8 protein-coding genes are annotated in these 12198 nt (G+C 59.3%); 6 read left to right on the plus strand and 2 right to left on the minus strand.

The genetic code is table 11. The features are described 5' to 3' along the window. Positions 1-386: 386 nt before the first annotated feature. Complete coding sequence (locus AO353_RS07775) at positions 387-1763, minus strand: L-serine ammonia-lyase (protein WP_054594389.1); 1377 nt, start codon at positions 1761-1763, stop codon at positions 387-389. Between the two features lie 431 nt (positions 1764-2194). Between AO353_RS07775 and AO353_RS07780 the strand changes: the two genes are divergently transcribed. The 3 genes from AO353_RS07780 to choV all read left to right on the plus strand — a co-directional run bounded on the left by AO353_RS07780 (position 2195) and on the right by choV (position 5232). Then, positions 2195-3145, plus strand: coding sequence for a choline ABC transporter substrate-binding protein (locus tag AO353_RS07780; protein ID WP_019694015.1), 951 nt, complete (start codon positions 2195-2197; stop codon positions 3143-3145). A 66-nt stretch (positions 3146-3211) separates the two neighbouring features. Next, the gene (choW, locus tag AO353_RS07785; RefSeq protein ID WP_054594390.1) at positions 3212-4057 is read left to right on the plus strand and encodes a choline ABC transporter permease subunit; all 846 of its coding nucleotides are present in this window, start codon (positions 3212-3214) and stop codon (positions 4055-4057) included. Then, positions 4054-5232 (plus strand): choline ABC transporter ATP-binding protein, encoded by a 1179-nt coding sequence (choV, locus tag AO353_RS07790; RefSeq protein WP_054594391.1) that lies wholly within the window; start codon positions 4054-4056, stop codon positions 5230-5232. The genes choW and choV overlap by 4 nt, the downstream gene beginning before the upstream one ends. Before the next feature lie 267 nt (positions 5233-5499). Here the strand turns inward: choV and AO353_RS07795 are convergent, their stop codons facing one another. Further along, complete coding sequence (locus AO353_RS07795; protein WP_371917630.1) at positions 5500-7440, minus strand: BCCT family transporter; 1941 nt, start codon at positions 7438-7440, stop codon at positions 5500-5502. 483 nt (positions 7441-7923) lie between these two features. On the opposite strand from AO353_RS07795, the gene betI reads away from it, so the two are divergent. From betI to betA, 3 genes are all read left to right on the plus strand, one after another. Continuing rightward, positions 7924-8529 carry a transcriptional regulator BetI gene (gene betI, locus AO353_RS07800; RefSeq protein ID WP_054594393.1) on the plus strand — a complete coding sequence of 202 codons (606 nt, stop codon included), beginning with the start codon at positions 7924-7926 and terminating at the stop codon, positions 8527-8529. Between the two features lie 96 nt (positions 8530-8625). Beyond that, positions 8626-10098, plus strand: a complete 1473-nt coding sequence (gene betB / locus AO353_RS07805) for a betaine-aldehyde dehydrogenase (RefSeq protein WP_054594394.1) — start codon at positions 8626-8628, stop codon at positions 10096-10098. A 214-nt stretch (positions 10099-10312) separates the two neighbouring features. Continuing rightward, a complete protein-coding gene (gene betA, locus AO353_RS07810; RefSeq protein ID WP_054594395.1) occupies positions 10313-12016 on the plus strand; it encodes a choline dehydrogenase in 1704 nt (567 codons plus the stop codon). Positions 12017-12198 lie beyond the last annotated feature (182 nt).

Genomic DNA, 12198 nt, shown 5'->3' on the forward strand with positions numbered 1-12198 from the left:
TCGTTCTCTTGCGTGAGACGGGGCTTTGTTATGACAGAGCAATTGCCATGCCTAAAATTGAATGCTCATTCAATAACTCCTGAAAACGACGTCGCGATGTGTCTATATGTGTCTATAGAGCTCAGTCGATGCGCAAGGGTTATCAGGCTGGCAGATGCCCTACCCCGCGGGGTGTGAGCAAATCGGTAGCACTTTTGGGAAGCGCATCAAAAGTGCCGGGAAAGAGTGTCACCCCAAGCACAGGTGACGAGCGGTCAGCGCCCGGAATGACGTCTGACCGCAGGAGATTTTTGTTGCCTATTTGCGACGCGCTAAAAGGTGGCGCTCAGTTGGATCAGTGTTCACTTAGCGCGCAGTTTTGACTGGTCCACTGTGGCGAGGCGATCTCAGCACTCAACCGCGCTGACCGCCAACCCACCGCGTGATGTCTCTTTATATTTATCGTGCATGTCGGCGCCGGTATCGCGCATGGTGCGGATCACCCGGTCCAGCGAGATGAAGTGCTGACCGTCGCCGCGCAAGGCCATTTGTGCAGCATTGATCGCCTTCACCGCGGCAATCGCGTTGCGCTCGATGCACGGCACCTGCACCAGCCCGCCGACCGGATCGCACGTCAGGCCAAGGTTATGCTCCAGACCGATTTCCGCCGCGTTGCAGAGTTGCTCCGGCGTCGCCCCAAGAATCTCCGCCAACCCGGCCGCCGCCATCGCGCAAGCCGATCCGACTTCGCCCTGGCAGCCGACTTCAGCGCCGGAAATCGAGGCGTTCTTTTTACACAGAATCCCGACCGCTGCTGCACCAAGGAAATAGTCGACGACATTAGCGTCCGTCACCGCCTCGCTGAACTTCATGAAGTAGTGCAACACCGCCGGGATGATTCCCGCTGCGCCGTTAGTCGGTGCCGTGACCATCCGCCCGCCTGCCGCATTTTCTTCGTTAACCGCGAGGGCGAACAGGTTGACCCACTCCATGGCGCTCAAGGTCGAGCCGATCACGTTGGGCTTGTTCAGCTCTTGCAGGCTGCGATGCAATTTAGCGGCGCGGCGGCGCACATTCAGGCCACCAGGCAAGATGCCTTCGTGCTTGAGGCCCTGCTCGACGCAGTCCTGCATGGCACGCCAGAGTTTCATCAGGCCGCTGCGGATTTCCTCTTCCGAACGCCAGACCTTTTCGTTCGCCATCATCAACTCGGCGACGCGCAAGTTGTGTTTCTTGCACAGGGCAAGCAGCTCCGCTGCGCTGGAAAAATCGTAAGGCAATACGGTGCTGTCCAGGTCGACCACGCCGCTTGAAGCCTGCGCCTCATCAACGACAAAACCACCGCCGACTGAATAGTAGGTGTCGCGGTGCAACTCAGCGTTTTCGCCTTCAGCCACCAGGGTCATCGCATTGGGATGGAATGGCAGGTTCTCATCGATCAGGCGCATGTCCCGCGCCCAGATGAAGGGCACCGGCAAGCGACCATCGAGCAACAGGGTATGGGTTTCACGCAAGGTGTCGATGCGAATGCCGATTTGCGACGGGTCAATCGCGTCCGGCCATTCACCCATCAAACCCATGATCACCGCATTGTCGCTGCCATGACCGATGCCGGTAGCCGACAACGAACCGAACAGCTGGACTTCGATCCGGTGCACCTGCTCCAGAAGCCCCTTCTCGCGCAACGATTCGACGAACAACGCCGCAGCGCGCATAGGCCCCACCGTGTGCGAACTTGAGGGGCCAATACCGATTTTGAACAGGTCGAAAACACTGATAGCCATGACTTGCGAGACTCCTCGATGAGCAGATTCCAGGTGTCAAAGCACCCGGTGACGGAGCTGCTACGCTCAAGCTGCGATCCGCCGAGATAACCGCATCATCGGGCTTTTGCGATGTCGTTCGACGTCTCACACCGACGTACCCATGCTCACCAACGCCGCTGGCCGCAGACGGCATGTTTTGGCCGTTTTTTTACAGTTCAGAGGACTAAAAAGCGCTGAATAAAGCTGTAAACGACCTCACCGACACTGGATGCGACCATCCCTGTACTGGATACGACGCACCCTGTAGGCGTCAGAATTTCACTGGTCCATGATCAGTCTCGACTCGATTGCACGGCGCTGTGGTAGAGCAGTCTCCATACGCCGACCAACCGCAACACTCATAAGTGCGGTCAGAACACCGCCCAAAAAAAACACTCAGGAGTCCACCCATGAAAATAGGTTCCCCGTCGTTGTTGTTGGCCGCGATGCTGAGTCTGCCGCTTCTGGCTCATGCCGCAGAACCGGCACAGTGCAGCACCGTAAACTTCTCCGATGTCGGCTGGACCGACATCACCGCCACAACGGCGACCACCAGCGTCGTGCTCGACGCGCTGGGCTACAAGACCAAGACCACCATGATTTCCGTGCCGGTGACCTACAAGTCCCTGGCCGACGGCAAGAACATGGACGTGTTCCTCGGCAACTGGATGCCGACCATGGAAAACGACATCAAGGCCTACCGTGATGCCGGCACCGTGGAAACCGTGCGTACTAACCTCAAGGGCGCCAAGTACACCCTGGCGGTGCCGCAAGCGCTTTACGACAAAGGCCTGCATGACTTCGCCGATATAACCAAATTCAAGAAAGAACTCGACGGCAAAATCTATGGCATCGAGCCGGGTAACGATGGCAACCGCCTGATCCAGAGTATGATCGACAAGAACGCCTTCGGCCTCAAAGACGCTGGTTTCAAAGTGGTCGAGTCCAGCGAAGCCGGCATGCTCTCGCAAGTCGACCGCGCTCAGAAGCGCGATACCGCCGTGGTGTTCCTGGGCTGGGCACCGCATCCGATGAACAAGCGCTTCAAGATCCAGTACCTCACCGGCGGCGATGATTATTTCGGCCCGGATTTCGGTGCGGCGACAGTCCTGACCAACACCCGCAAGGGCTACACCCAGGAATGCAGCAACGTTGGCCAGTTGCTGAAGAATCTGGAGTTCACCGTAGACATGGAAAGCTCGCTGATGGGCAACATCCTGGACGACAAGATGAAACCTGAAGCAGCTGCCAAGGCCTGGCTGAAAAAGAACCCACAGGTACTCGATACCTGGCTCGCTGGCGTGACCACCATTGACGGTAAACCTGGCCTGGAAGCCGTGAAAGCCAAGCTTGCAAAGTAATCGTTGACGCCGGGCGAGTTCGCTCGCCCGGGCTGTTTTTTTCCTCGCATGCGGACGTTCACTACCATGCTGATTGATCAGAAAATCCCTTTAGGCCAGTACATCGCTGCCTTCGTTGAATGGTTGACGCAACACGGCGCCAGCACATTCGATGCGATCGCCACGACACTGGAAACGATGATCCACGGCGTGACGTTTGCGCTGACCTGGTTCAACCCGCTGGCACTGATCGGATTGATCGCACTGCTGGCTCACTTCATCCAACGCAAATGGGGCCTGACCGCTTTCGTGATCGCCTCCTTCCTGCTGATCCTCAATCTGGGTTACTGGCAGGAAACCATGGAAACCCTCGCCCAGGTGCTGTTCGCTACCTTTGTCTGCGTGATCATTGGCGTGCCGTTGGGCATCGTCGCCGCGCACAAACCGATGTTCTACACGATGATGCGTCCGGTGCTCGATCTGATGCAGACCGTACCGACGTTCGTGTACCTCATTCCTACCCTGACCCTGTTCGGTCTGGGTGTGGTCCCGGGTCTGATTTCAACGGTAGTGTTCGCGATTGCCGCGCCTATTCGTCTGACCTACCTGGGCATCCGCGATGTGCCGCAAGAACTGATGGACGCCGGCAAGGCCTTTGGCTGCTCGCGTCGTCAGCTGCTCTCGCGTATTGAACTGCCCCACGCGATGCCAAGCATCGCCGCCGGTATCACCCAGTGCATCATGCTGTCGTTGTCGATGGTGGTGATCGCGGCACTGGTGGGCGCCGATGGCCTGGGCAAACCCGTGGTCAACGCACTGAACACTGCCGATATCGCCCTGGGCTTCGAAGCCGGGTTGGCGATCGTACTGCTGGCGATCATGCTCGACCGTATCTGCAAACAACCCGACGCCAAAGTAGGGGGTGACGCATGAGCATAATTCGCTTCGATAACGTCGACGTTATCTTCTCCAAGGATCCACGCGAGGCCCTCAAGCTGCTGGATCAGGGCATGACCCGCGACCAGATCCTGAAGAAAACCGGGCAAATCGTTGGCGTTGAAAAAGCCAGCCTGGACATCGAGAAAGGCGAAATCTGCGTGCTGATGGGCCTCTCCGGCTCCGGCAAATCCAGCTTGCTGCGCTGCATCAACGGCTTGAACACGGTCAGCCGTGGCAAGCTGTTCGTCGAGCATGAAGGCCGCCAGATCGACATCGCCTCCTGCACCCCGGCCGAGCTGAAAATGATGCGCACCAAACGCATCGCCATGGTGTTCCAGAAGTTCGCCCTGATGCCTTGGCTGACGGTGCGCGAGAACATCAGCTTCGGCCTCGAAATGCAGGGTCGTCCCGAGAAGGAACGTCGCCAGCTGGTCGATGAAAAGCTCGAACTGGTGGGCCTGACCCAATGGCGCAACAAGAAGCCCGACGAACTTTCCGGCGGCATGCAGCAACGTGTGGGCCTGGCCCGCGCGCTGGCGATGGACGCCGACATCCTGCTGATGGACGAACCCTTCTCGGCACTCGACCCGCTGATTCGCCAGGGTCTGCAAGATGAACTGCTGGAACTGCAACGCAAGCTGCACAAGACCATCGTCTTTGTAAGTCACGATCTCGATGAAGCGCTGAAACTCGGCAGCCGCATCGCAATCATGAAAGACGGCCGGATCATCCAGTACAGCAAGCCGGAAGAAATCGTCCTCAACCCGGCCGATGACTACGTGCGGACCTTCGTCGCGCACACCAACCCGCTGAACGTACTGTGCGGTCGCAGCCTGATGCGCACGCTGGACAACTGCAAACGCATCAACGGCTCGGTATGCCTGGATCCGGGTGGCGATTCGTGGCTGGACCTGGCCGAAGGCAACACCATCAAAGGCGCACGCCAGAACGGTTCCAGCCTGGACCTGCAGAACTGGGTACCGGGGCAAGCGGTGGAAGGCCTGGGCCGTCGCCCAACGCTGGTGGACTCGAACATCGGCATGCGCGACGCGCTGCAGATTCGTTATCAGACCGGCAACAAGCTGGTACTGCACGACAACAATAAAGTGGTGGGGATTCTCGGCGACAGCGAGCTGTACCACGCGCTGCTCGGCAAGAACCTGGGGTAAGACAGCAGACACAAAAACGCCGCGAGAGGATCGCGGCGTTTTTGTTAGTGCAACAGTTGGACTGCAAACACAGACTACTGTGGCGAGGGGGCTTGCCCCCGTTGGGTCGCGCAGCGGCCCCAAAATCTGGCACCACGGTGCTTCAGAGAGATCGCGTTATCCGGATTTACGACTGCTGCGCAGTCGAGCGGGGCGTTGCGGCGTTCCGACAAGCCCCCTCACCACAACGGAGCCGCGGTGCAGTTGATGCACCGCGTCACTTAAGTCTTAGCTATAGACACGGCCCAGGAGCTGTCGATGGCTTTCAAACTGATCGAGCACATCACGGGTGATCTGATCCTGAGTGAAACCCATCAAGTCGTACTCCTGACTTCCGTTGTGCAGGTACACCTCGGCGCGGTAGTAACGCGTGCGCGCTTCATCCGGGTTCGGCGACTCGCTCGGCGCAGCCAGATAGCCGTCCAGGCTCACTTCGTAGACAAACGGATTGCCCTCTTCCATCTCGATCCGCACGCCCATGCAACGCTTGGCTTTACCCAGCAACGTTTGCACGTCCAGCCCCTGAGTACGCAATTGCGCCGCCGCATCTTCCAGCGCCGGGCTGACGTGTTTGTCCATGAAGCGCTGAACGATCGACTGGCTCGGTTGCAGGTCCAGCTGGGTCAGACGCTCGCTGAAACCACGACGACCACGCGCCGCCAGTTCGGCTTGTTCCTGCTCGATCTGCACGTCCTGGCGCATGGCCTTGTGCAAGCCGAACATGAAGAACACCAGCACCACCGAGAACGGCAGACCGGCCAGCACCACCATGGTTTGCATGGCTTCGAAGTTACCGGCGAGCAGCAGGCCAATGGTCACCAGCGTGATCACCACCGACCAGAAGATCCGCAGCCAGTGCGGCGCGTCTTCGTCGACGTTGCCGCCCTTGCAGGACAGGTTCGCCATCATCACCGCGCCAGAGTCGGCCGGGGTCAGGAACAACACGAAGCCGACAAAAATCGACACGCCGATCACGATCTTCGACGCCGGGTAGTGCTCAAGCAGCTGATAGATCGCCATGGACGGCTGTTCCAGCGCCGTCTTCCCAAGCTCCACCGCCCCGTGATTCATCACCAGATCCAGTGCCGAGTTACCGAAGATCGACAACCAGGCCAAGGTGAAGCCCAGCGGAATCAGCAGCACGCCGGCCACCAGTTCACGCACGGTACGACCGCGAGAAATACGCGCGATGAACATGCCTACGAATGGCGCCCAGGAAATCCACCAGGCCCAGTAGAACAGGGTCCACAGGCCCAACCAGCGCTCGGATTTGGCGTTGTCGGCTTCGTACACGTACAGGTCGAAGGTTTTCAGCACCACACCGTTCAGGTAGTCGCCGATGTTCTGCACGAAGCCGTTAAGCAGGTGCAAGGTCGGGCCGAACAGCAGGACGAAAATCAGCAGGCCGCTGAACAGCACGATGTTCAGGTTGGACAGACGGCGGATACCGTTTTCCACGCCCGACACGGCAGCGATGGTCGCCACAGTGCTCATCACGATGATCACGATCAGCAGGTTGGTGTCGCTGTGCGCCATGCCGAACAGGTTCTCAAGACCCGACGACACTTGCAGCGAACCAATCCCCAGGTTGGTCACCAGACCCAGCAGGGTCACGAACATGCCGAAGCCGTCCACCGCATGACCGGCCGCGCCTTTGACCCAACGCTCGCCCACCAGCGGATACAGCGCCGAACGCAACGCCAGCGGCTGGTTATGACGGTACGCAAAGTACGCCACGGCCAGACCGACCAAGGCGTAGATCGCCCAGCCATGCAGCCCCCAATGCAGGAACGTCAGCTGTACTGCCTGACGCGCTGCCAGGTTGCTGCCCGCCGCGCCTTCCGGCGGATTGAAGTAGTGATCCAGCGGTTCGGATGCACCGAAGTACAGCAGCGAGATACCGATACCGGACGAGAACAGCATCCCGGCCCAGGCGCCATAGCTGAAGTCCGGGGTATCGTCCTTGCTACCCAGCTTGAGCTTGCCGTAGGACGAGAACGCCAGGCCGACGACGAATACCAAATAGGCGGCGATCACCACCATGTAGTACCAGCCGAAGCTGCGCGACAACCACGCCTGAGCGATCCCCAGCATTCTCCCGGCTTCTTGCGGCGCGGCGATGAGGATGGCGGTCAGCAGCAGGATCAATGCGGTCGAGGTGTAGAACACCCAACCGTTGACCGTCACCTTCTCGGGTGGGGTCTTTATAAGAGAGGCAGAACTCATTGCACAGATGCTCCAGGCAGTGCGAGAGAAAGACACAAGGCAAAGCAGTACCCGACCAATCGGTTAGTTGGCAGCCGACCTGCGGGTGATATAAAGACACCCCGAAAAAAGCCCGAAACCGCGGCAGCCGTGTTGAAAACCGACCTCGAAGATCGCGCGCGCGTACATGACGCAGCGCATGACCCTGAGCGTCTTGCCCATACAACGCGTCCATTGAAATCGGTTCGCAGCATGCCCTGTGCGGGTTTCGAGCATTTTTCGGATGTCGTTTTTCCGCCAACCACATGTAGGAAAAACCTGTAGGCAGCGACGATTTGTCGCAGATCTTATTCTTTGTTGATTGAACGTTCAATCAAAACAAAATAGACTGGCCCTCAATCCGGTAGCCGTTTTTCGCCCACCGGGAGGCCTAAGGAGATGTGCAAGATGCCCAAGGTCGGTATGCAACCCATCCGCCGTCAGCAGTTGATCGAAGCCACATTGCAGGCCGTCGATCGAGTCGGGATGGGGGACGCCAGCATTGCGCTGATCGCCCGTTTGGCTGGTGTCTCGAATGGCATCATCAGTCACTATTTTCAGGACAAGAATGGCCTGATCGCCGCCACGATGCGGTATCTGATGAGCGTCCTCAGCGAGAACGTCACCGCGCGCCGCCTGGCGCTGGGAGATAACAGCCCGCGGGCTCATCTTCAGGTGATTATCGAAGGCAACTTCGACGCCAGCCAGGTCAATGGCCCGGCAATGAAAACCTGGTTGGCCTTCTGGGCAACCAGCATGCACCAACCGTCTTTACACAGGTTGCAGCGGATCAACGATCACCGCCTGTATTCCAACCTGTGCTGCGAGTTCCGCCGAGTGCTGCCGCTTGATCAGGCACGCAACGCAGCACGCGGGCTGGCGGCTCTGATTGACGGTTTGTGGTTGCGCGGCGCGCTGTCGGGAGACGCTTTCGACACCGAGCAGGCGCAACGAATCGCTTACGAATATATGGATATCCAACTGGCTAAACAGGAGCTGCTAGAGCACACATAACCGCTCGGCCCCTGAACGGCGACTGATCAACGTGCCCAGGTTTTACGGCACGTCCGGTGGCTGACGCCAATAACTAAATGCACTTGCGAGGACTCTATGGCCCGTTTCGAACTGCAAAAACTCTACATCGACGGCGGTTACTCCGACGCCAGCGGCGACGCCACCTTCGAAGCCATCAACCCGGCTAACGGTGAAGTTCTCGCCACAGTGCAACGTGCAACCTTCGCCGACGTCGAGCGCGCTGTCGTCAGCGCCGAAAAAGGCCAGAAAATCTGGGCCGCGATGACTGCCATGGAGCGTTCGCGCATCCTGCGCCGCGCCGTTGAAATCCTGCGCGAGCGCAACGATGAACTGGCCGCACTGGAAACCCTGGACACCGGCAAGGCGTACTCCGAAACCCGCTACGTCGACATCGTTACCGGCGCTGACGTACTGGAATACTACGCAGGCCTGGTGCCAGCCATCGAAGGCGAACAAATCCCGCTGCGCACCACCTCGTTCGTCTACACCCGTCGCGAGCCTCTGGGCATCGTGGCCGGTATCGGCGCGTGGAACTACCCGATCCAGATCGCCCTGTGGAAATCCGCTCCAGCCCTGGCGGCCGGTAACGCGATGATCTTCAAGCCAAGCGAAGTCACTTCCCTGACCACCTTGAAACTGGCTGAGATCTACACCGAAGCGGGCCTGCCAGCAGGCGTGTTCAACGTTCTGACCGGTAGCGGCCGTGAAGTCGGCACCTGGCTGACCGAGCACCCACGCATCGAAAAAATCTCCTTCACCGGCGGCACCGACACCGGCAAGAAGGTCATGGCCAGCGCTTCCGGCTCGTCCTTGAAAGACGTGACCATGGAACTGGGCGGCAAATCCCCGCTGATCATTTTCGACGACGCCGACCTCGATCGCGCCGCCGACACCGCGATGATGGCCAACTTCTACAGCTCCGGCCAGGTCTGCACCAACGGCACTCGCGTGTTCGTACCGAGCCACCTGAAAGCCGCTTTCGAAGCCAAGATCGTGGAACGCGTTGCGCGCATCCGCGTCGGCAACCCGGAAGACGAAAATACCAACTTCGGCCCGCTGGTCAGCTTCGCCCACATGGAAAGTGTGCTCGGCTACATCGCCAAAGGTAAGGAAGAAGGCGCGCGCCTGCTGTGCGGCGGCGAGCGTCTGACCGAAGGCGAATTCGCCAAAGGCGCCTTCGTGGCACCGACCGTGTTCACCGACTGCACCGACGAGATGACCATCGTTCGTGAAGAAATCTTTGGCCCGGTAATGAGCATCCTCACCTACGAAACCGAAGAAGAAGTGATCCGCCGCGCCAACGACACCGAGTTCGGCCTGGCTGCCGGCGTCGTGACCCGCGACCTGAACCGCGCTCACCGCGTGATTCATCAACTGGAAGCCGGTATCTGCTGGATCAACGCCTGGGGCGAGTCCGACGCCAAGATGCCGGTCGGCGGCTACAAGCAGTCGGGCGTGGGCCGTGAGAACGGCATCAGCTCGCTGAACAACTTCACCCGCATCAAATCGGTACAGGTCGAGCTGGGCGATTACGCCTCGGTGTTCTGATCTGACGCACAACCTGTGGCTGGGGCTTTTTGTGGCGAGGGAGCTTGCTCCCGCTGGGCCGCGAAGCGGCCCCAACCCAGGCGCTGTGTTTCTTCAGACAAATCACAGTCGCTGATTTTGCGACTGCTGCGCAGCCGAGCGGGAGCAAGCTCCCTCGCCACAATTGGGTGGCGCCAGGCTCGCGACCTGACCACAATTCAAGAGGGTGCATTCAATGTCCCACGAATACGACTACATCATCATCGGGGCCGGCTCTGCCGGTAACACCCTGGCGACCCGTCTGACTGAAGACGCAGGCGTCACCGTCCTGCTGCTCGAAGCCGGCGGCCCGGACTACCGTTTAGACTTCCGCACACAAATGCCTGCGGCACTGGCGTTCCCGCTGCAAGGCCGTCGCTACAACTGGGCCTACGAGACCGATCCGGAGCCACACATGGACGGCCGCCGAATGGAATGCGGTCGCGGCAAGGGCCTGGGCGGTTCTTCGCTGATCAACGGCATGTGCTACATCCGCGGTAACGCCATGGACTACGACGGCTGGGCGAAAAACCCTGGCCTGGAAGACTGGACCTACCTGGACTGCCTGCCGTATTTCCGCAAAGCGGAAACCCGCGACATCGGCCCGAACGACTACCACGGTGGCGAAGGCCCGGTCAGCGTGACCACGCCTAAAGCCGGCAACAACCCGCTGTTCCACGCGATGGTTGAAGCAGGCGTACAAGCCGGTTACCCGCGTACCGAAGACCTGAACGGCTACCAGCAGGAAGGTTTCGGTCCGATGGACCGTACCGTGACGCCTAAAGGCCGTCGCTCCAGCACCGCGCGCGGCTACCTGGACATCGCCAAAAAGCGTTCGACCCTGAACATCGTCACCCACGCCCTGACCGACAAGATTTTGTTCGAAGGCAAGCGTGCGATCGGCGTACGTTACCTGGTGGGCAGCGCCGAAGAGCCTGTTGAAGCCCGTGCACGCAAAGAAGTGTTGCTGTGCAGCGGCGCGATTGCTTCGCCGCAAATCCTCCAACGTTCCGGCGTCGGCCCGGCCAAGCTGCTCAAGAGCCTCGACATTCCGGTGGTTCACGATCTGCCAGGCGTCGGCGAGAACCTGCAGGACCACCTGGAGCTGTACCTGCAATACGCGTGCACCCAGCCGGTTTCGCTATACCCGTCGCTGCTCTGGTACAACCAGCCGGCCATTGGTGCCGAGTGGTTGTTCAATGGCACCGGTATCGGCGCCAGCAACCAGTTCGAGGCTGGCGGTTTTATCCGTACGCGTCCAGACTTCGAATGGCCGAACATTCAGTACCACTTCCTGCCGGTGGCGATTAACTACAACGGCAGCAACGGCGTGAAAGAGCACGGTTTCCAGGCGCACATGGGTTCCATGCGTTCGCCAAGCCGTGGCCGCATCCAGGTCAAATCCAAGGATCCGCGCCAGCACCCGAGTATCCTGTTCAACTACATGGCCACCGAGCAAGACTGGCAGGAATTCCGTGACGGCATCCGCCTGACCCGTGAAATCATGCAGCAGCCGGCACTCGACGCGTTCCGTGGTCGCGAGCTGAGCCCGGGCATCGAAGTGCAAACCGACGAGCAACTCGACAAGTTCATCCGTGAACACGCCGAAACCGCGTTCCACCCGTCCTGCTCGTGCAAAATGGGCACCGACGAAATGGCCGTGGTCGATGGCCAGGGTCGCGTCCACGGGATGCAGGGGCTGCGTGTGGTCGATGCCTCGATCATGCCGCTGATCACCACCGGCAACCTGAACGCGCCAACGATCATGATCGCCGAGAAAATCGCCGACAAGATCCGTGGTCGTCAGCCACTGCCACGCAGCAAGGCCAAGTACTACGTCGCGGGCGACGCCCCGGTGCGTGGCAAGCCGTTGCGTGAAGTGGGCCCTACCGCGCAGTAAGTTCAAGCTTCAGCGACACATAAAACCCGCCACTTCCTTCAAGATCTGGCGGGTTTTTTCATTTAAGCCCGAATAAAACTAATTAATCAACTCACAACACTTGCAATATATATTGAGTTCCCACATCGCTTCATTCCTTTAAATTAAGCGACACCACACATCAAACCATCACCTCAAGGATC

The organism is Pseudomonas fluorescens, assembly GCF_001307155.1.
Classification (GTDB): domain Bacteria; phylum Pseudomonadota; class Gammaproteobacteria; order Pseudomonadales; family Pseudomonadaceae; genus Aquipseudomonas; species Aquipseudomonas helvetica.

Coding starts and splice junctions, on each gene's coding strand:
- AO353_RS07775 (WP_054594389.1), bottom strand. CDS start 1,763: ATGGCTATCAGTGTTTTCGACCTGTTCAAAATCGGTATTGGCCCCTCA.
- AO353_RS07780 (WP_019694015.1), top strand. CDS start 2,195: ATGAAAATAGGTTCCCCGTCGTTGTTGTTGGCCGCGATGCTGAGTCTG.
- choW (WP_054594390.1), top strand. CDS start 3,212: ATGCTGATTGATCAGAAAATCCCTTTAGGCCAGTACATCGCTGCCTTC.
- choV (WP_054594391.1), top strand. CDS start 4,054: ATGAGCATAATTCGCTTCGATAACGTCGACGTTATCTTCTCCAAGGAT.
- betI (WP_054594393.1), top strand. CDS start 7,924: ATGCCCAAGGTCGGTATGCAACCCATCCGCCGTCAGCAGTTGATCGAA.
- betB (WP_054594394.1), top strand. CDS start 8,626: ATGGCCCGTTTCGAACTGCAAAAACTCTACATCGACGGCGGTTACTCC.
- betA (WP_054594395.1), top strand. CDS start 10,313: ATGTCCCACGAATACGACTACATCATCATCGGGGCCGGCTCTGCCGGT.